The organism is Streptomyces xinghaiensis S187, from assembly GCF_000220705.2.
Lineage (GTDB): Bacteria > Actinomycetota > Actinomycetes > Streptomycetales > Streptomycetaceae > Streptomyces > Streptomyces xinghaiensis.
The window spans coordinates 6,574,450-6,594,572 of record NZ_CP023202.1 but is presented as its reverse complement, the minus strand read 5'-3'; the positions used below and the strand labels follow the sequence as shown (position 1 = coordinate 6,594,572).

15 protein-coding genes are annotated in these 20,123 nt (G+C 72.4%); 9 read left to right on the top strand and 6 right to left on the bottom strand.

Annotated elements, in window-relative coordinates:
• The gene (locus tag SXIN_RS28200; protein ID WP_039821086.1) at positions 1-1,341 is read right to left on the bottom strand and encodes an ABC transporter substrate-binding protein; all 1,341 of its coding nucleotides are present in this window, start codon (positions 1,339-1,341) and stop codon (positions 1-3) included.
• Between the two features lie 837 nt (positions 1,342-2,178).
• Between SXIN_RS28200 and SXIN_RS28195 the strand changes: the two genes are divergently transcribed.
• The 8 genes from SXIN_RS28195 (at position 2,179) to SXIN_RS28160 (ending at position 14,306) form a co-directional block, all read left to right on the top strand.
• Positions 2,179-3,207 (top strand): LacI family DNA-binding transcriptional regulator, encoded by a 1,029-nt coding sequence (locus tag SXIN_RS28195; protein ID WP_039821087.1) that lies wholly within the window; start codon positions 2,179-2,181, stop codon positions 3,205-3,207.
• Between the two features lie 666 nt (positions 3,208-3,873).
• On the top strand, positions 3,874-5,301 hold the full coding sequence (locus tag SXIN_RS28190) for a GH1 family beta-glucosidase (RefSeq protein WP_019708571.1): 1,428 nt from the start codon (positions 3,874-3,876) through the stop codon (positions 5,299-5,301).
• Positions 5,302-5,369: 68 nt separating this feature from the next.
• On the top strand, positions 5,370-6,518 hold the full coding sequence (locus tag SXIN_RS28185) for a radical SAM protein (RefSeq protein ID WP_019708572.1): 1,149 nt from the start codon (positions 5,370-5,372) through the stop codon (positions 6,516-6,518).
• Positions 6,519-6,542: 24 nt separating this feature from the next.
• Complete coding sequence (locus SXIN_RS28180; RefSeq protein ID WP_019708573.1) at positions 6,543-8,174, top strand: FAD-dependent oxidoreductase; 1,632 nt, start codon at positions 6,543-6,545, stop codon at positions 8,172-8,174.
• Positions 8,175-8,229: 55 nt separating this feature from the next.
• Positions 8,230-9,558, top strand: a complete 1,329-nt coding sequence (locus tag SXIN_RS28175) for an MFS transporter (protein WP_019708574.1) — start codon at positions 8,230-8,232, stop codon at positions 9,556-9,558.
• Positions 9,551-11,191 (top strand): PIG-L family deacetylase, encoded by a 1,641-nt coding sequence (locus tag SXIN_RS28170; RefSeq protein ID WP_019708575.1) that lies wholly within the window; start codon positions 9,551-9,553, stop codon positions 11,189-11,191. The genes SXIN_RS28175 and SXIN_RS28170 overlap by 8 nt, the downstream gene beginning before the upstream one ends.
• Before the next feature lie 102 nt (positions 11,192-11,293).
• On the top strand, positions 11,294-13,864 hold the full coding sequence (locus SXIN_RS28165; RefSeq protein ID WP_019708576.1) for a glycoside hydrolase family 3 protein: 2,571 nt from the start codon (positions 11,294-11,296) through the stop codon (positions 13,862-13,864).
• A gap of 214 nt (positions 13,865-14,078) precedes the next feature.
• Complete coding sequence (locus SXIN_RS28160) at positions 14,079-14,306, top strand: hypothetical protein (protein WP_157916352.1); 228 nt, start codon at positions 14,079-14,081, stop codon at positions 14,304-14,306.
• A 151-nt stretch (positions 14,307-14,457) separates the two neighbouring features.
• On the opposite strand, the gene SXIN_RS28155 is transcribed toward SXIN_RS28160, so the two are convergent.
• Positions 14,458-15,897 carry an NnrS family protein gene (locus SXIN_RS28155; protein ID WP_019708577.1) on the bottom strand — a complete coding sequence of 480 codons (1,440 nt, stop codon included), beginning with the start codon at positions 15,895-15,897 and terminating at the stop codon, positions 14,458-14,460.
• 326 nt (positions 15,898-16,223) lie between these two features.
• Between SXIN_RS28155 and bla the strand changes: the two genes are divergently transcribed.
• The gene (bla, locus tag SXIN_RS28150) at positions 16,224-17,174 is read left to right on the top strand and encodes a class A beta-lactamase (RefSeq protein WP_019708578.1); all 951 of its coding nucleotides are present in this window, start codon (positions 16,224-16,226) and stop codon (positions 17,172-17,174) included.
• Between the two features lie 84 nt (positions 17,175-17,258).
• Here bla and SXIN_RS28145 read toward each other — a convergent pair whose 3' ends face one another.
• The 4 genes from SXIN_RS28145 to SXIN_RS32840 form a co-directional block, all read right to left on the bottom strand.
• Complete coding sequence (locus SXIN_RS28145) at positions 17,259-17,600, bottom strand: hypothetical protein (RefSeq protein WP_019708579.1); 342 nt, start codon at positions 17,598-17,600, stop codon at positions 17,259-17,261.
• Positions 17,601-18,192: 592 nt separating this feature from the next.
• Positions 18,193-18,789, bottom strand: coding sequence for an HNH endonuclease signature motif containing protein (locus SXIN_RS32550; RefSeq protein ID WP_238153884.1), 597 nt, complete (start codon positions 18,787-18,789; stop codon positions 18,193-18,195).
• Positions 18,790-18,797: 8 nt separating this feature from the next.
• Entirely contained in the window at positions 18,798-19,055 is a 258-nt protein-coding gene (locus tag SXIN_RS32845; protein ID WP_272951824.1) for a DUF222 domain-containing protein, read from the bottom strand.
• A 22-nt stretch (positions 19,056-19,077) separates the two neighbouring features.
• Positions 19,078-19,455, bottom strand: coding sequence for a DUF222 domain-containing protein (locus SXIN_RS32840; RefSeq protein ID WP_272951823.1), 378 nt, complete (start codon positions 19,453-19,455; stop codon positions 19,078-19,080).
• Positions 19,456-20,123: the final 668 nt, after the last annotated feature.

Below are 20,123 nucleotides of genomic sequence, written 5' to 3'. Positions count from 1 at the left end.
TTACTGATCGATCTTGTCCTCGATCAGGTTCTTCACGTTCTTCCAGGCTTCGTCCGGGTCCGTCCCGCGCTGCTCGATGTCGAGGATGCCGTTGTCGGTGAGGAAGGTCTTCACCTGGCCGTCGTAGCGGCCGATGGGGGCCGGCTCGATCTTCTGGGCGGCGGCGGAGTAGATCTCGCCGACCGGGGTGTCACCGAAGTAGTCGATCTTGGCGGTCTTCACCTCGTCCGACTCCATGGCCTTGGTGGTGGACGGCATCAGACCGGCCTTGGCGAAGACCTTGGCCTGCTGCTCCGGGGCGGTCAGCCAGGCGGCGAGCTTGGCGGCCTCCTTGGTGTTCTTGCCGGCCTTCGGCACGGAGAGGAAGGAACCGCCCCAGTTGGCGGCCACCGGCGGGGCGGCGATGTCCCACTTGCCCTGGTTCTCCGGGCCCGCCTGGTCCTTGATGATGTTGGTCATCCAGCTCGGGCAGACCACCGTGGCGAACTTGGAGTTCTTGAACGCCGCGTTCCAGGAGCCCTTCTCGTCGAACTGGCGCAGCTTGGCGGTGAGGTCCGCCTCCGCCGCCTCGGCGGCCAGGTCCCAGGCCTGCTTGACCCCGGAGCTGTTCTCCCAGTCGAGCTGGCCGCGGGAGTTGGAGTACTGCTCCGGCGAGCTGGAGATCACCGCGTTGAACAGCCCGCTGGCGGAGTCGTGGAAGGCCGTGCCCTTGGGCGCGTTGGCCTGGTACTCCTTGCCCTGCTCGATGAACTTCTCCCAGTCGCCCTCCCACAGCTTGCCGACCTCCTCGCGGTCGGTCGGCAGACCGGCCTTCTCGAAGAGGTCCTTGCGGTAGCAGATCGCCATCGGGCCGATGTCCGTGCCGAGGCCGACGACCTTGTTGTCGGGCGTGGTCGCCTGCTTGATCTTCCAGTCCAGGAAGTTGGCGGTGGAGACATCGTCGGTGGTGGAGAGGTCGACGAACTTGCCGGCCATGGCCGGGCTCGTCGCCTCGGCGATGTAGCCCACCTCGATCGCCTGGATGTCGGAGAGACCGCTGCCCTGGGAGAGCCGGAGCTTCAGGGTGTCCCAGTACTTCTGACCGTCGGACACGTTGTTCTCGACGATCTTGATGTTCGGATTCAGCTTCTCGTACTCGGCGTAGAGCTTGGCGCCCGTCTTGTTGTCGTAGCCGAACGATCCGAAGGTGCCGACGCGCAGCTCGATCTTGCCGTCGCTGCCGGCCCCGCCCTCGGAGTCGCTGCTGCATCCGGTGATCAAGACTGCGCAGGTCGCGAGCCCGGCCACCGCCGCTGTCGCGGTTCTGCGGCTACGGCCGCGGGTCCTGCTGGAAGTGCGCATTCCACTCTCCTTGTCCAGGTGGATCTCTGGGCTGGTGCCACGGGACGGTCCGTTCCGGGGACGGCTGCGGCGGTGTGCCGCAGGGGCGCCGGCCGGTTCGGACCTCGAGGGGGCTTGACCGGCCGGCCCGGGCCTCTGGGGACCGGCGGCCTCGTGGTGCTGGACGCTGTCGAGTGCAGGCCTCCCCCCGGAAGGCCCGACTCCGCCTGGCGAGGGATGGGAGCGCTCCCACTCGCGCCATGCCCGAAGGTTTTCGCCTCAGGGGGAAAGTGTCAAGACGTGAATACGGTTTCGTTGTGCGCATGTGTCCTAACGGCCACCCGGAGCTGCGACAGGAGGCACGTCGGGGCAGGCCGGAAGGGGTGGCCGGGCCGCGACACCGCGTCAGCCACCGCGCGGACCGGCGGGATTGCCCGATGAGGGCCCATCACTTCCCGAAGGAAGGGGCGGCGGCGCGAAGGCGCAGGGCGGATGCCGTAGCACGCATGTGTTCGCGGTTCGTTACACGGGGCGGGGTGCCGGCCCGCCGCTCCGGGGCCCGGCCGGACGCCGGGACGGACGGCGGGCGGGGCTCTCCCCATGATGCCGTGGCGGCACCCGCGGCCACCGCCGGCGGAGCACGAACCGGCCGGGCCCCGCGCGCGTGACGGGAGGGGCTGGGGCGACGCGTGTTCACTTCAGCGGCTCGGATAGCATGGGAGCGCTCCCAAGAATGGGGCGGGATCGGGCCGGGCGCCGGTCCGAACGAGTGGCCGGAGACGGCCCTGACCGGCACGGCCGGGCTCCCCGCGAAACCCATCGGGGCGGCCCGGACGGGGCCGACGGTGGGGAGGCCTGATGGCGGTGAACGGACGGCGGAGCCGGCAACCGACACTGGAGGAAGTGGCCGCGCGAGCGGGGGTCGGCCGGGGGACGGTGTCCCGGGTGATCAACGGCTCGCTGCGGGTCAGCGACCAGACCAAGGCCGCGGTCGAACAGGCCGTGGCCGAGCTCGGCTACGTACCGAACCGGGCGGCACGGGCGCTCGCGGGGCACCGGACCGACGCGATCGCCCTGGTCGTCCCGGAGGCGGAGACCAAGCTCTTCGCCGAACCGTACTTCTCGGACATCGTACGGGGAGTCGGAGCGGAACTCGCCGAGACCGAGATGCAGTTGCTGCTGACGCTGATCCGCACGACGAAGGAGCGGCAGCGGTTCGCGCAGTACCTGCGGGCGGCGCGGGTGGACGGCGTGCTCGTCGTCTCGGTGCACGAGCACGATCCGCTGCCGGACCTGCTGGAGGATCTGGGGCTGCCGGCCGTGCTCAGCGGGCGGCGTTCCGATCTGGAGTCGGTGTCGTACGTGGACTCCGACAACGTGGGCGGCGCGCGGTCCGCCGTCGCGCATCTGCTGGCCGGCGGGCGGCGGCGGATCGCCACCATCACGGGCGCGCTCGACATGTACGTCGCCCAGTGCCGGCTGGACGGGTACCGCCAGGCGCTGGAGGCCGCGGGGGTGGGGGGCGGCCGGCACCTGGTGGCGGAGTCCGACTTCACCGAGAACGGGGGGCGCCGGGCGATGGCCGAACTGCTGGCGCGGGAACCGCGGCTGGACGCCGTGTTCGCGGCCTCCGACGTGATGGCCGCCGGCGCGCTGGGCGCCCTGCGGGCGGCCGGGCGCCGGGTGCCGGAGGACGTCGCCCTGGTGGGGTTCGACGACTCGGCGATCGCCCGCCACACCGATCCGCCGCTGACGACGGTGCGGCAGCCGATCGAGGAGATGGGACGGGCGATGGCACGGGTGCTGGTGGAGGAGATCGGGTCGCGGACGACAGCGAAGCGCCATGTGGTGCTGGGGACGCGGCTGGTGCACCGGGAATCGGCATAACCGCCTTTTCACGGCCTCATCGCATCACCGCCTCCGGGCGCGCCGGCGCGCGGGTGCACCGCGCGCCCGGGGGCCCCGGCCGGTCCCGCGGCCGCGCGGAGCCCCGGAGCTCCCGGCCCGGCCCGGGGCCGCGCCACCGGCCCGTCGTAACCCCGGCGCCGGGAAAACCGGTGGCAAAGCCGGTGGTGGGGGGCGGAAGCGGTGATTCATTTATTGAATGCAATGACCGGGACGCCCATGGCCCGAAGGAGCATCACGCCCGCCGCCGGAGCACCGGGCACTTCTGGGCCGGGCGGGGCCACGGATACGGCGGCGCCGGGTGTGGCGAGCAGTGGTGGTGGGGCTTTTCTTTCCGGTCGATTATGGCCAGCACACACCGGCGGGTCGGGAAAAGGCCAGGTCACCGGCGTACGACCGGCGGTGCGGGTTGCGTCCGCACGCCCCCGGCACGGCAGAGCGGAGCGCGTTGAAATCTTGACACCGGCTGTCGGCTCCGCCACATTTATGGGAGCGCTCCCAGTGGTTTTTCCGTCACCACCCGCCCGCTGTGACCCCGGTTGACCTGGTGGTCGCATTCCACCCGATTTTGGGAGCGCTCCCACTCGCTTCGCAGGTGCGCTGCGAGCCGTATTCGACAGTTGTTGATGACGAGGTCCGGACGTGACAATGCAGGATGAACAGACCGCTGTGGCACCGGAGGCAGAGCCTCGGGTCGCCGCCTTCCCGACCGGCTTCCTCTGGGGTGTGGCCACTTCCGCCTACCAGATCGAGGGTGCCGCGGACGCGGACGGCCGCGGACAGTCCATCTGGGACACCTTCGCGCATACTCCCGGACGGGTCGTCGCCGGTGACACCGGCGACGTGGCCGCGGACCACTATCATCGCTACCCCGAGGACGTCGCCCTCATGTCCGAACTCGGGCTGGGCGCCTACCGGTTCTCGGTCTCGTGGCCCCGCATCCAGGCGGACGGCTCCGGCCCGGGGAACGCCCGGGGTCTGGACTTCTACCAGCGTCTGGTGGACTCGCTCCTGGAGCGCGGCATCGAGCCGGCGGTCACCCTCTACCACTGGGATCTCCCGCAGGCCCTGGAGGACAAGGGCGGCTGGCTGAACCGGGACACGGCCTACCGGTTCGCCGAGTACGCCGGGATCATGCGCGAGGCGCTCGGTGACCGGGTCAAGCTGTGGACCACGCTCAACGAGCCCTGGTGCGCGGCCTTCCTCGGGTACGGGGAGGGCAAGCACGCCCCGGGCGTCCAGGACCCGCCGGCCTCCCTGCGCGCCGCCCACCACCTGCTGCTCGCCCACGGGCTGGCCGTGCCGGCGCTGCGCGCCGCGGCACCCGGGCCGGTGGAGATCGGCACCACGCTCAACTTCTACCCGGTGTCGTCCGCCTCGGACGCCCCGGCGGACCTGGACGCGGCCCACCGCATCGACATCCTGCAGAACCGCCTCTTCCTCGACCCGGTGATGCAGGGCGGCTACCCGGCCGACATCCGCGCACACCTGGAGCGGGTCTGCGGCACGGAGCACATCCTGGACGGCGACGAGGCCCTGATCGGGGCGCCGATCGACTTCCTCGGCGTCAACTACTACACCTCGTACCACGTGGCGGGGGGCGGCGAGCCCGCCGAGGGCCCCGGCTCCTGCTGGCCCGGCGCGGAGGACGTGCGGTTCCTGTCCTGCGGCCGTCCGCTGACGGACATCGGCTGGGAGATCGACGCCCAGGGGCTGCGCACCATGCTGGAGCGGATCAACAGCGACTATCCCGGCATCAAGATCATGATCACCGAGAACGGTGCCGCCTACGACGATCCGGTCACGCCCGACGGCAAGGTCCACGACGAGGACCGGATCGCCTACGTGGACGCGCATCTGCGGGCCACGCACGAGGCCATCGCGAACGGTGTGGACGTGCGCGGCTACTTCCTCTGGTCGCTGCTCGACAACTTCGAGTGGGCCGAGGGCTACGCCAAGCGCTTCGGCATCGTCCACGTCGACTTCGACAGCCAGCTGCGCACACCCAAGGACAGCGCCCTCTGGTACGGCGGGGTGGCCCTGCGCAACGGCCTCTCCGACGGCGGGGACGGCTGACACACCACCAGCACACCACCAGCACACCACCGGCACGGCACGGCGAACGGCAAGTGAACGGGGGACTCGTGTACGGAGCGGACGAACAACCGGAGTTACCGGGAGAGCTGGGCGCGGCCGACGTGGGGCGCAAGCTCGACCTCGTGGGCAAGCTGTACCAGCGCTCGGTACTGCCGGCGGTGCGCGAGGTCGCGCAGGGACGGCGGCTGAAGTGGCCGCTGGTCGTCGATCTGGACCCGACGACCCTGTGCGATCTCGCCTGCCCCGAGTGCATCAGCTCGGGGGTGCTCAACCAGGGGCAGTTCTCCCGGGACCGGATCACCGGTCTCGCGCACGAGCTGGCCGGTTCCGGGGTGCGGGCGGTGATCCTCATCGGCGGCGGGGAGCCGCTGATGCACCGGTCCATCGGAACCGTCATCGAGGTGCTGCACGGCGCGGGCATCCGCATCGGGCTGGTCACCAACGGCACCCTGATCGGCCGCTATCTCGACGAGCTGGCGTCCATGCTCTCCTGGGTCCGTGTCTCCCTGGACGCGGCCACCCCCGGGACGTACGACGTCTTCCGGCCCAGCCGCCGCAAGTCCAGTGTGTTTCCGCAGATCATCGCGGACATGCGGCGGCTGGCCGAGCGCAAGGCCGGGCGGCTCGGCTACTCGTTCCTGCTGATGCAGCGGTTCGACGGCGAGGGCCGGCTCACGGCCACCAACTACCCCGAGGTGCAGCAGGCGGGGGAGCTCGCCAAGGACATCGGCTGCGACTACTTCGAGCTGAAGGCGATGCTCGACGCCGACCACTTCACCGTCAACCAGGCCGCCGAGCACACGGAGCTGGTCGAGGAGCAGTGGAGCCGGCTGCGCAAGCTCGAGGACGAGTCGTTCCGGCTGCTCCGGTCCTCCAACTGGCTGGCCGTCCGGTCCGGTTCGGACCCGGTGCAGAAGAAGGAGTACGCGGCCTGCCCGGTCGCCGAGCTGCGCACCACGGTCACCCCCACCGGTGTCTACATCTGCCCGTACCACCGGGGCCACGAGAAGGGGAAGCTGGGCGACATCGCGGAGATGTCCTTCGAGGAGATGTGGGCCCGGGCCGACACCACCGCCATCGACCCGCGCGAGGACTGCCGGTTCCACTGCGCGCGGCACCCCGTGAACGTCGAGATCGGCGGGTTGCGGCACCGCGAACCGCCCGAGCCCGTCGACGACTTCGACCCCTTCATCTGACGGCACACCGGAGACCCCCACGCCATGTCGCCCTTACCCGAACCCCGGCCGGCCCCGCCCCGTTCCGCGTCGCTCCCCCGCGCCAGGAGACGCTCGCGGATCGCAGTCATCGGAGCGGGGCCGGCCGGTCTCACCAGCGCCAAGCAGGCGCTGGCCGAGGGCCATGACGTGGTGCTCTACGAGAAGAACGCCGACCTGGGCGGGATCTGGGACCCGGCCTCCGGCGGCGCCTACCCCGGGGTGCGGATGCAGAGCTCGCGGATGAGTTTCCCGTTCTCGGACTTCCCGCCCCGGGGCGTGGACGACTTCCCCACGCTGCCGCAGGTGCACGCCTATCTGCGCTCCTACGCGGAGGCGTTCGGGGTGCTGCCGGTCTGCCGCTTCGGCCACCGGGTGGTCCGGGTGGCGCGGGAGACGGACGGATGGCGGGTCACCGCCCGGCACGAGGGGGGCGAGAGCACCGGGGTCTTCGACGCGGTGATGGTCGCGAGCGGTGAGCTGTGGGAGCCCCGGCTGCCGGAGCACATGCCGGGCCCCGCCGCCCCGGTCCGGGTGTGGACGGCCAAGTCCTACCGGGGCCCGGCGGACTTCGCCGGCCGCCGGGTGCTGGTGGTCGGCGGCGGGGTGAGCGGCGCGGACATCGCCGCCGATCTGTCGGACACCAGTGCGCGGGTCGACTGGTCGGTGCGCGGGCGGGCCCTGTTCCTGCCGCGCGACTGCGCGGGCGTCTACAACGACGCGCTCTTCTCGTACGCCGGCCGGGTCGCGCTGGAGGAGATGCCCTACCGGGACTATCTGGCCTGGCTGAGCGGGCTGCTGCCCGAGTACATGGCGATGTACCGGCAGACCGGCCTGCTGCCGGCGGACGGCTTCCACGGCGCCGTCCACGTGAACGAGAAGGCGATCCCCCGGGTCTACCGGGGCCGGATCACGGTCCGCCCGGCGTTCGAGCGCTTCGCGCCCGACGGCACCGCGGTGCTGGCCGACGGCAGCGAACGCTCGTACGACGACGTGGTGCTGTGCCTGGGCTACGGGATGCCGGACTACGGCTTCATCGAGGGCTTCCGCCGCGAGGACCTCTACGAGCACCACTTCTTCCGGCACGACCCGACGCTCGCCGTCATCAACACCCCGGTGGACACCGAGGGGTTCGGCACCGCCTGCCCCTACTTCGAGACCATCGCCGCCTGGGCCCTGGCCGTGTTCGCGGGGCGGGCGGCGCTGCCGGACGAGAGGACGACGGCCGCCTGGTGCGAGCGGCACCTCGGCCGGCCGGGTGAGCGGCGCCACCTCGACTGCTGGCTGGAGACCATCCGCATCGGGCTCACCGCCGGCACCCTCCCCGATCCGCGCACCTCCTTCGCCGCCTACTGGCGGCTGGTGTCCGGCACCGTGGCGCCGGCGCGGCTCCGCCCGGAGGGCCCGGCCCTGCCGCGCCCCGCCACCTACGACGGACTGTTCGACCTGGACCATCTCCGGCACCGCATCCTCGCCTCCCTCCCCCTCTCCGACCGGGACGGTCTGCTGGCCGCCGGGGAGATCGGCCGGGCGGACTACGAGGCCGCGCTGCTCGTCCCCGACGGCCGCGAACTCCCGCCCTGGCTGCCCTACCGGCAGCGGCGCGGCTCGCGGCTGCCGACGGCCGTGCCCGGGTGATGCCCGGAGGCGTCCCGCAGCCCGGCCCCGTACCCGTTCCGCGCCAGGGAGAAGTGTGAACACCACCACCGCCACCGCCAAGACGCGCGTCGCCGGCGTCCTCAAGGACGGCGCGCTCAACAGCCTGATCGGCGTCACCGGCATGGTCGGTGTCGCCGGGGCCATGGTCGTCACCTCCACCAGCCTCTTCCTGTCCGACGCGGTACGGGTCTCGCCGCTGATGATCGGGCTGTTCTTCGCCGCGCGGGCGGCCTCCGAGATCCTCTCCGACCTGGTCGTCGGGGCGCTGTCCGACCGGATGTCGAGCCGGCGCTCCCTGCTCGCGCTGTGCGCGGCCTGCTCGGCCGCCGGCGCGGTCGGCTATCTGCTGCTGCGCGACTACTACGCGCTGCTGGTGACGGGCGCCCTCTTCTTCGGCATCGGCGGCGCCGTCTTCTCACAGCTCTTCGCCTACACGCGGGAGTTCGCGGACAGCCGGGGCACGGACGCCGCGTTCTTCAACTCGGCGCTGCGCTCGGTGACCTCGGTGGCCTGGATCGTCGGCCCGCCGTTCGGTTTCTATCTGATCTCCTCCCGCGGCTTCTCCAGCCTGTTCTTCGCGGCGGCCGTGTTCTACCTGCTGTCGGCGGCGCTGTGCGCACTGGCACTGCCGGACACGGGGAGGACCAGGCCCGCCCGGGCGGATGCGGCGGACGGTGCGGCGGACGGTGCGGCGGAGGGCCTGCCGGAGGGCGCGGCCGGAGACACCGCGGCCGGCACCGAGAGGACGGCGAGGACGGCGGGGACGGCGCCCGAGAAGACCGCGGCACCCGCCCCGCCCCGGAACGCCTTCTCCGGTCTCACCCCGCGCGTGCGGTCCCTGATGGCCGTCATCGTGCTGATGCTGACCGTCAACAGCATCTACCAGATCAACATCGCCCTGTTCGTCACGAAGGACCTGGGGCTGGGCAAGGGCTTCGCCGGGCTGCTGCTCGGGCTGGCCGCCGCCCTGGAGATCCCCCTGATGATCTACACGGGGGCGAAGGCCGAACGGATCGGCAAATGGCGCCTGGTGACCGTCGCGGCCGTCTGCGCCACGCTGTTCTTCGCCGCGCTGCCGTTCACCGAGTCGCCGGTGGCACTGCTGCTGCTCCAGGTGCCCAACGCGCTGTGGACGGCGATCGTGCTCAGCATCCCCGTGATCATCCTGCAGAACGCCATGTCCGACCGGATCGGCGCCGCCTCGGCCCTCTACGGGGCCTCCTTCAAGGCGGGCAGCTTCCTCGGCGGGATGACCGCCGGCGGCGTCGCCCAGTGGCTCGGCTTCACCCAAGTGTTCTGGGCCTGCGCCGTGCTGAGCGCGGTGGCCGCCCTTCTGCTCGTCACCGGAGGAACCGATGAGTAGCACTCCCGGACCGGACGTCAGCGTCGTCGTCCCCACCTACAACCGCGCGGGCCTGCTGCGGCACACCCTGGACTCGCTCACCCGGCAGACCCTGCCGGCCGGGCGGTTCGAGGTGCTGGTCGTCGACGACGGCTCCACGGACGACACCACGCGGCTGGTGACGGAGTACGAGGACCGCCTGACCCTGCGCTACTTCGCCCACCCCGACGAGGGCTACCGCGTCGCCCGCGCCCGCAACACCGGGATCACGAACGCCCGGGGCGGCGTCTGCGTCCTCGTCGACTCCGGTGTGCTGCTGCACAGCGGCGCGCTCCGCGCCCATCTGGACAGCCACGCCGCCTCCGACCGGCCCGTCGCCGTCTGCGGCTACGTCTTCTGCTTCAACGAGGACAACGAGGACGGCGCCGAGATCGAACGCGCCATCGACTACGCGGACCCGGACTCCTTCATGGCGGGGCTGCGGAGCGAACGGCGCTGGCTGGACATCCGCGAGGAGTTCTACGAGAAGTACGGCGAGGACTTCGCCGCCCTGCCCGCGCCCTGGCTGGTCTGGTGGACCTGCAACGTCTCCGCCCGTACCGAACAGCTGCGCTCCGTCGGCCTGTTCGACGACGCGTACCGCGCCTGGGGCGCCGAGGACGTCGACCTCTCCTACCGGCTGCACCGCGACGGTGCCGTCTTCGTCATGAACCGCGACGCCTGCGCCGTGCACGTGCCGCACGGCAAGAGCTACACCGAGAACATGCGGTCGGTCGCGGCCAACTACCGCTACTTCGCCTCCAAGTACGGCACGCCCATCACCTCGCTCGTCGACGGCAACCACTTCTTCGCCATCAACGACATCATCCGCGAGCGAGGGCTGCCCGGCTGCGCGGAGCACCTCGCCGCCGAACGCGCGCTCGCCGACGGCCCGGACGGTCCGCCCCGCCAGGTGCTGGTCTTCTCCCCGCACCAGGACGACGAGGTGATCGCCTGCGGCGGCACCCTCGCCCGCCGTGCCGCCGAGGGCGCCCGGGTGCAGATCGTCTTCTCCACCGACGGCTCACGCTCCCACCAGGCCGTGCTGGGCATCGACAGCGACCCCACCCCGGAGGAGCTGGCCGGCATCCGGCAGAAGGAGGCGGAGGCGGCGGCCCGGGCGCTGGGCCTGGGACCGGACGGGGTGCAGTTCCTCGGCTTCACCGACACCGCGCTCGCCGAGGCGCTGCCGGAGTTCCGCGCCCGCGTCCGCGCGGTGCTGGAGGCCCACCCGGAGGTCGAGGAGGTCTTCCTGCCACACGAGATCCGGGAACTGAACGCCGACCACCGGCTGACGGGCGAAGTGGTCCTCGACTGCCTCCGGGAGCTCGGACTCACGCCCCGGCTGCGGAAGTTCGTGGTCTGGGACGAGCAGACGGAGGCCGAGTTCGGCTTCACCAACCGCAGCGAACCGGACCGCGCCGTCCCCGGGGGCGGCGAGCGGCTGCTGTCCCTCGACATCCGCGAGCACCTGGACACCAAGCGGGCCGCGCTGGCCGAGCACCGCACCCAGGTGACGCTCTACTGCCCCGCCCAGGACCGGCCGGTCGTGCCGGACGTCTTCGCCGCCCGCGTCCGTGCCCGGGAGGTCGAGCAGTTCTGGGTGCCGGTCTGACGGCGGTGCCGGCCCGACGGCCGGTCCCCGCCCAGTCCCGTTCCCGCCCCGTCCCCGCCCGCAGCCGCCCCGCAGTCCCCCGCCCGCACCCGAGGAGGATCGGTGCCACCCTTCGCCCACTGGCCCGCGTGGCCGCGCGTCGAGTCCGCCGTGCCGGCCGACCCGGCCGCCGAGGAGCGCGTCCGCTCGATCCTGGCGCGGATGACGCCCGAGGAGAAGATCGGGCAGCTGATCCAGCCCGAGCTGGCCGAGCTGACGCCCGAGGACGTCCGCGCGTACCGGATCGGCTCGGCGCTCAACGGCGCGGGGATCTGGCCGGGCGGCAACCGGCACGCCGATCCGGCGGACTGGGTGAAGACGGTCGACCTCTACTGGGAGGCCGCCGAGGCGGCATACGCGGACCGGCCGTTCCGCGTCCCGTTCATGTGGGCCACCGACGCGGTGCACGGCCACAACAACGTGTACGGCGCGACGATCTTCCCGCACAACATCGGTCTGGGCGCCGCCCGCGACCCGGAGCTGCTGCGCCGGATCGGCGCGGCCACGGCCCGAGAGATCGCCGCGACGGGGATGGACTGGACGTTCGCGCCCACCGTCACCGTACCGCGCGACCGCCGCTGGGGCCGCTACTACGAGGGCTGGTCCGAGGACCCGGAGCTGGTGCACGCCTACGCGGGCGAGATGGTGGCCGGCCTCCAGGGCGGCGGCGGCCCGGACGGTCTGACCGCCGGGGCCCGGGTGATCTCCTGCGTCAAGCACTGGGTGGCCGACGGCGGCACCGCCGAGGGCGGCGACCGCGGCACCTGCTTCACCTCCGAGGACCTGGTGCGCAACCTCCACGCCGCCGGTTTCATCGCCGGGCTGGCCGCGGGCGCCCAGTCGGTGATGGCCTCCTTCAGCAGCTGGGAGAACCCGGCCAACTACGACCACTCCCCGCACCACGGCCCGCCGTACAACGCCAAGGTGCACGGCAGCCGTTATCTGCTCACCGATGTGCTCAAGCGCGCGATGGGCTTCGACGGCATCGTCATCAGCGACTGGGACGCCCACGCGGAGGTCTCCTGCTGCTCCATCGGCAACGCCAACTACGCCCTCAACGCCGGGCTGGACGTCCTGATGGTCGCCGGGCGGGAGGCGTGGCAGTCGGTGTACCGCAACGCCCTCGCCGGGCTCCGCGACGGGGAGATCCCGGCCTCCCGGATCGACGACGCGGTGACGCGGGTGCTGCGGGTGAAGATGCGCGCCGGCCTGTGGGAGCGCCCACGGCCCCGCGACCGGGCCCTGACGCACGACACCGCCGTCCTGGGCTGCGCCGAGCACCGGGCGCTGGCGCGGGAGGCGGTGCGCAAGTCGGTCGTCCTCCTCAAGCACACCGGCGGGGTGCTGCCGCTGCCGCGCTCCTCCCGGGTGCTGGTGGCGGGGAGCGGCGCGGACGCCATCCAGAAGCAGACCGGCGGCTGGACCCTCACCTGGCAGGGCAATGACGTCGGACTGCCGGACCTGCCGGGCGCCATGACGGTCGCGGGAGCCGTGCGGCGGATCACCGGCGAGGAGCGCTGCACCGTGGACCCGTTCCCGGGCACGGTGGACCCGACGGCGTACGACGTGGCGCTGGTCGTCATCGGCGAGGACTCGTACGCGGAGATGCGCGGCACCGTCAAACCGTGGCGCTCGCTGGCCTACTCCGAGCTCAAGGCGTCCTACGCGCGCGATCTGGAGACCCTGCGGCGGCTGCGGGCGGCGGGGCTGCGGGTGGTGACGGTGATGCTCACCGGCCGCCCCCTCTACACCACCGAGGAGATCAACCTCTCCGACGCCTTCGCGGTCGCCTGGCTGCCCGGCACCGAGGCCGGGGGCATCACGGACGTCCTCTTCGCCGGCCCGGACGGGGAGCGGGCCCACGACTTCCGCGGCCGGCTCGGCTTCACCTGGCCGGGCAGCCGCCGCGCGTCGGCCGCCAACCGGATCCCGCCGCACATCCCCGGCTACCGGGTCCCGCCGGAGGAGCAGGAGCCGGCGGGCGAGCACGCCCCGCTCTTCCCGTACGGCTACGGCCTGTCGCTGGACGACACGGACCCGCACCGCCACCCGCTGCCGCTCGACACCTTCGAGGACACCACTCCCCCGCCCCCGGCGGCCGGGCCGCTGCCGGTGCTGGGCGCGGGCTCCGGCTACCGTTTCCGGATCGGCGGCCACAACACCTGGTCGCGGGTGGACGTCTCACCGGAGGAGCCGGTGGACTGCCTGATCGTCCGCTCCGAGCCGGGCGGCCCGGACGATCCCCCGGGCGCCCTCACCTTCGCCTTCAAAGGCTATCCGGTCGCCTTCGTCTACGCCGAGCGGCCGGAGCCGGACGCGCAGCCGCTGGACCTGCGGGGCTACGCGGAGGACGGCGGGCGGCTGGCCTTCCGCGTCCGGATCGGCGAGCCGCCCTCCCGGCCGCTCCTGCTGGCCTGCCACGACGACTACCCGGCCCAGCCCGGCCTGGACCTGACGGAGCGGCTGGCGGGCCTCGCACCGGGACGGTGGCACGAAGTGGCTGTCCCGCTGGCCGAGTTGGCGGAGCTGGGCATGGATCTGCGCCATGTCGACGTGCCGTTCATGCTCTACACCGAGGGAACGGCGGTCGTTTCCGTCGCCGAGGTGCGCTGGCTGCCCGGCGGGGAGGAGTGAGCCGCCCATGCCCTTCCGCTCCCCCGCCCCGCCCCCGTCGCCGTCCCCGTACTCCGGGCCGACGGGACCGCCGCCGGTCCCGTCCTGGGCCGTCCGCGGCGAGCCGCCCGCGCCCCCTCCACCGCCTGTGCCGTCTCCGCCGTCCCCCGGGCACCGGGCCCGCGCGTCCCACCGGCGGCGCCGGGGCGCACGCGTCCCGGACCGCTACGAGCGCGTGTTCAGCTCTGTGACGACCGCCGCGGCGGCGGTCGCGGTGCTGACCCTGGCGGGCGAGGTCCGCCCGGCGTCCCCGCCGGCCGGCGGCACCGATCCGGCCGTCTGCGACACGGCGCCCCGGTACGGAACGGCGGCGGACCGTCCGGCCCCGCCGCACCGGCCACCCGTCCACGGGCGGGACCTCACCACCGCCCTCGGCCCGCTGACCGGCCACTACACCGGTTAGCCCCGCAACAGCCCGGGCCGCTCTTCCGCCCCCGCCGGGCGGCCCGGGTCCGCGGGCCGGTGCGCGGGGACCGATCCCCGCGCACCGGCCCGCACCTCCGGGCACACCCGGTCAGCCGTACCCGCCTGCACGGGCCCGGACCCGCACCGGATCAGACCGGGCGCAGCACGACCGGCCGGGACACACCGGGTCCCGGCGCGGAGGGTCCGTGGAGGATCCGCAGCAGCCCGGTGCCCCACCAGACGAGGGCGGCGAGTTCCAGCAGTCCGCTGACCCCGACGACGGCGAAGAAGAACGGATGCCAGTCGGTGAGGGTCTGCAGCGAAACCCGCAGCGCGCAGCCGACGTTGATCAGGACGAACGGTCCCGTGAGCGAGCCGGGGGTGCCGGAATGGATGCCGCGCAGGGCGGGCGCCACGCGGGCCGCGATCCCCATGATCATCATCGACACGAATCCGACGGTGATCGCGTGCCGGATCGCCCCGTAGTAGGCGTGGCTGAACGCGAGGCCGCTGACCAGCCGGTACACGGGCATCAGCAGCAGCATGACGAGCGAGAGCACCAGCCATCCGTAGGCGGCCCGGACGAACTTGCCGGACCGGTGATCGTTCCGGGGCAGCCCCCGCCACAGACGCCAGGGCAGCGCCATGGCCGCCACCCCGCCGGCGATCATCAGCCAGGGCGGCATCAGGAGGGCGGCGAGCCGGTGGTCGTCCGCCCAGCGGTAGGCGATGAAGACGGCGACCTCGATGACGACGCCCGCGTTGATCAGCAGCAGGGCGGTCCGGGCGCGGCGCTCCGGCGTCCTCGGCACCCCGAACATCTGCGGCAGGAGATGACTCGACAGCCCGAGGACCATCAGCAGCGCCATCCCGTGAATCTGCATGTCCCGCAGCGGGGCCTGGTAGGTGGCGATGTACCACAGCAGGTCGGCCCGGTCGGCGGCCGTCATGGTCATCCAGGTGTGCCAGAGCCCGAAGACGGCCTGGGCGACGAACCAGAACAGCGCCGAACCGATGAAGGCCGTCACCGGGCGCATCGGGTCCCCGCTCCGCAGATACGTCACGAGGAGCTGCGCGGCGAAGACGAGGGACGCGGCCAGCACGAGGGCGTTGCCGGCCAGGGCCGCCGCCACGGCCCACGCGCCCTCGGCCCGGTAGCCGGCGGCGCCCATGCCGGTGACGGCCATCACCAGCCCGGAGAGGGTCGCTGCCAGGACGGCCGGTACCAGGCGCGGTCCGGCGAGGGCCGTGCGCCACAGCCGCGGGAACGCCTGGTAGCCGAAGCCCATGATGAACAGCCCGACCCATCCGGTGATCTGCGCGTAGCCGTGCGCGTTGATCTCGTGGACGGACACCCCGGTGAAGCGTTCCCCGAAGCCGATCCGCCACAGGATGAGGACGCCCCACGACGCCCCGACGGTGAGGACGGACACCACGGCGGCGGTGAAGAACGGGACGTGGACGGAGCCCCGGCGCCCGGGCGGGGCCTCCGGCCGGACGGTGGACAGCTCGACCGGCACGGCGGCCGCCCGGCCGGATACCGGCTCGGGACGGGGGCGGAGGTGCGGGCGGAAACGGGGACGGTGCACGGTTGTCCTCACGGTGCGAACGCGGGCCGGCCACGGGCAGGCGTGGCGCGGAGGGTCCATCGGCGCCGGCGGCGGAGCGAGCCGCCGCCGGGTCCGCTGCGCGACCGTAGGGCGGTGCGGCGGCGGGGCGTATGGGTCCTCCGGGTGCCGGACCGGGTCCTTCGGCCCCATCCGAGGCGGACGTCCGCGCGTTACGCGGGCGTCCGCGGGCAGCTTTCGCGGATCCCAGAACCGGACACGGCCCGGGTGCGTCTTGGGGATTGGTCTGGTCCACCCGTACCGGGCCCGGTCAGTGACCACCCCCTCATCCGTCAGGAGTCACGGTCTTGAACACGGCACACGGAACCCGTCCGGCCCGCCGCACGCTGTTCGTCCTGGGCGCCGGAGCGGCCCTGGCCGCCTGCGTCCCCTCGGGCGGAGCCGCCTCGGCGGCAGGGCCGGAGACACCGGCCTCACCCACGGCTTCGCCGCCGCCCTCCGGGCGCGCGCGGGAGGTCTCCCGGCGGCTCCGCGCCCTCGAATCCGAACACGGCGCACGGCTGGGGGTGTTCGCACGGAATCTCGACACCGGTGAGACCGTCGTCCGCCGCGCCGACGAGCGGTTCGCGATGTGCTCGCTGTTCAAGCCGGTCGCCGCCGCGGCGATCCTCCGGGACCACGACCGGCGCGGCGAGTTCCTGGCCCGGCGCATCCGCTACAGCGACACCGACCTCGTCGACCACTCCCCCGTCACGGAAGACCACGTGGCGCAGGGCATGACCGTCGGGGAACTCTGCGACGCCGCCATCCGCTTCAGCGACAACACCGCCGCCAACCTCCTCCTCCGCGAACTCGGCGGCCCCCGCGCCATCACCCGCTTCTGCCGCTCGGTCGGCGACCGCACCACCCGCCTGGACCGGTGGGAGACGGAGCTCAACTCGGCCGAACCGTGGCGGGTGGAGGACACCACCAGCCCCCGCGCCATCGCCCGCACCTACACCCGGCTCATCGTCGGCGACACGCTCCCGCCCGCCGACCGCGAGCGTCTCACCGGGTGGATGCTGGCCAACACCACGAGCGGCGAGCGCTTCCGCGCCGGTCTGCCCGCCGGCTGGGACCTCGCGGACAAGACCGGCGGAGGTCATTACGGCACCAACAACAACGCCGGCGTCGCCTGGACCCCGGACCGCACCCCCATCGTGCTGACCGTCCTCACCACCAAGCCCGACCCCGACGCCGCACCGGACAACGAGCTGATCGCCGAGACCGCCGGACTCCTCGCGTCCGCCCTGGGCTGACCCGGGCACCCCGGACGCCCCAGGCATCCCGGGCATCCCGCGGTCCCGGCCCGCCGGCCACGCCCGGGCCGGGACCGCGGCGGACTACCTCCGGTCGGCGCCGCGCACGATGTCGAGGAGATCCGAGGGACTCGGAATGCCGATGCCGTACGTCACGACCAGGGCCGTCGTGACCGTGACACCGAGCAGCGGACCCATGACCTCCGCCGGCACGCCGCTCCACGAGGCCGCCCCCAGCACCCCCAGCACCAGGGCGCCCGCCGCGGCGAACCGGAGACCCGCGCGGTCGACGACCGGTTCAGCCCCGGCCAGGTCGGCCTCGTCCAGCAACTCCCCTATCCGGCCCTCGGTATAGCGCTCGGCGATCGTCAGCAGCATGGCGGCCAGATCGCGGTAGGCGGCGTCACTGTCCCGGTCCTGCCTCACCTCGACGGCGCGGAGCGCGCCGACGACCTGCGCGGCATGGGCTCTCAGGTGCCGCTTGTGATGAGGCGGAGCGCGACGGCCAGCAAGCCCCGGCCCGATTCAGCCTCTGGGGCGCCGACTGCGGCATCGGCGGTTGGCGGTCGGCGGTGGGTGGTTGGGGTTACGGCGCCGGGTGGGCGGCGCGATGGTGGTGGCGGGTGCGTCGCGGGCTGCCCGTTGTCGTTGTGGTGGGGGTTACGGCACCCGTGCTGGGGGTGGGCCGGGGGTCGGTCGTCTATCCGGCGCTGTGCGCGCCCGGGGACGGCTCAAGAAGCATGGCGTGGCTGGTGCCGGTGGGGGTGCGCGGAAGCACACGCGCGCCTGGGCTTCTCGGCTTTCCCGTTCGTCGTGGCGGGCTGTCGGTGGTGACGGTCGTGGCGGGTAGCGGCGCGGCGGGCTCTGCTCTCTCCTCTCGACGGTTGCCTCTTGCCTTTTGCCCCTTACCTCTAGCCTCTCGCCTCTCGCCGGTTGCCGGTTGCCGGTTGCTGGTCGGTGGGGGCTGTGGACGGCTCGTGCCCGTGGAGGCCGAGGGGCCCGCCGTCGCCGGTACACATCAACGCCGAGGGGCCGTGGCCCCGGCCAGGTGTTGCCCGCCCGGTGGCCGCGCAGGGTGGGTACCGGTTTCTGGCTTCGGGCAGGGGTGTGGGCCCCTCCGCGCGGTGGCGAAGGGGCTGGCGCCGGTGGCGGCCCGCTGGGGCTGGGGTGGGTTGGTGTAGGTGTGGCCCGTCGGTGCGGTCCAGGTGACTTCGCCGGTGTCGGGGTTGCGCTGCACCTGCCATGCGGTGCGGTGTTTCAACAGGTGGTGGCGTCGGCACAGCGGCATCAGATTGTCCGGCTCCGTCGCCCCACCCGCTTGCGGGTTCTCGTGGTTGAAGGGCTGGATGTGGTCCAGGTCGCAGCGGTGGGCGGGCATCTGGCAGGAGGGGAAGGTACAGGTCATGTCGCGGGCGGTGACGTGGCGTTGGGTCTCGGCGGTGGGCTTGTAGGTGGTCGGATCGGTCTTGACCAGCAGCCCGGTCTTCGGGTGGGTGATCAGACGCCGCCAGATCGTGCCCGGAGCGAAAGCCACCTCCCGCACCTGCCCAGCACTGATCGGCCCGTAGCCCTTGAGCTGTCCGGGCTCCTCATCCACCCCGATCAACGTGTCCATCGACACCGTCACCTGCACCACCGCCGCCGACCGGCCACCGGGGTCGCGTCTCCGGCGGGGCGGTTGACGACCAGGTCATACAGGGCGTCCACCCGCTTCTGGTTCAGCGTGCGCCCGTCATCGCCGAACGTGGCGGCGTGCGCATCGACGGCAGCATCCAACTGCGCGGCTTGCGGGGTGGGGAGGAACGCGGTCCAGGTGGCCATACCGTCCTCGGTCGCACGGTGCCAGATCGTGCGGTCCTCCCGCCGCCGGCGATGCCGCACCTCCGCCCCCAGCGGATCCGCCTCAGCACCGCCGGTTCAACGCCCGCCGGGTCTGGCCGACGGACTGGCCCGGCATCTTGGGCAGCACCATCGCCTCCACCCGCCCGGCGGCCTCCGGGTCCAGGGTGCCGGTGACCTCCGTCACCGCCTTCGCCTGCAGATAACAGATCTCCCCACGCTCCAACAGGCCCACGGTGGTGGGGAAACGGCCCTCCAGGGCGGTGGCCACCGCCAGACGCTCCGCGGCCGTGTTCCCCGACAACTTCAACGCACAGGCCACATCCTCACAGGCGAAGTCCCAGTCATAGTCCGCCCAGCCCATCCCATCCGGCCTCGCATCCAGAGCATCCGCCTCGATATCCGCCAGCAGACCCACCTGCTGCGCCTGGATCCACGCCACCCACATGCCGCTCCCAGGCCTTCAGAGCATCGATCCGCCCAGTCGTGGAGAGCTGCTCGCGCTCCAGCAGGCCGAGCATCGCCGCCGTCTGCGGACCCGGCACAGCCGTGGCCAGGTGCGCGGCCCACTCATCCGCCGTCACCGGCTCCCCCGGCACCACCCCGGTGGTGTCCCCGGTCGTGGCCGTGTCGTCGTGGTCGAGCAGTGTGGCCTGCATGACATTCCCCCCGTCCGGATCACCCGTGTGAACTCCCGCCCTCACGGAGCGAGTTCCTACCCCTATTTTCCGTCACGGAAGGTGATGAATCCAGGTCCAGGACACGGAACCACCCGAACGAGTGAGCGAAAGCGGACCCGGGAACTCCACCCATGGCCCACACCGAACACCAGCAACACCACCCGTCCACAACCACGACCACGGCCACCAGCAGCCCGACACGACGCAGCAGAGGGCCTGAGAACCCGAAGGCACAACGCTTCCGCGGAGCCCCCACCCCAGCGGCAGCCGACACTCCCGCAGCAGCCACACCGCCACCCGCCACGACCGCCACCACCGACAGCCCGCCACAACGCACGGGAAGCCGAGAAGCCCAGGCGCGCGTGTGCCCCCGCAACCACCCACCGGCACCAGCCACGCCATGCTTTTCAAGCCGTCCCCGGGCGCGCAC

What these genes read in the sequence shown, in the direction of transcription:
- SXIN_RS28200 (WP_039821086.1), bottom strand. Translation starts at nt 1,341, where the DNA reads ATGCGCACTTCCAGCAGGACCCGCGGCCGTAGCCGCAGAACCGCGACA.
- SXIN_RS28195 (WP_039821087.1), top strand. Translation starts at nt 2,179, where the DNA reads ATGGCGGTGAACGGACGGCGGAGCCGGCAACCGACACTGGAGGAAGTG.
- SXIN_RS28190 (WP_019708571.1), top strand. Translation starts at nt 3,874, where the DNA reads ATGCAGGATGAACAGACCGCTGTGGCACCGGAGGCAGAGCCTCGGGTC.
- SXIN_RS28180 (WP_019708573.1), top strand. Translation starts at nt 6,543, where the DNA reads ATGTCGCCCTTACCCGAACCCCGGCCGGCCCCGCCCCGTTCCGCGTCG.
- SXIN_RS28170 (WP_019708575.1), top strand. Translation starts at nt 9,551, where the DNA reads ATGAGTAGCACTCCCGGACCGGACGTCAGCGTCGTCGTCCCCACCTAC.
- SXIN_RS32550 (WP_238153884.1), bottom strand. Translation starts at nt 18,789, where the DNA reads ATGGACACGTTGATCGGGGTGGATGAGGAGCCCGGACAGCTCAAGGGC.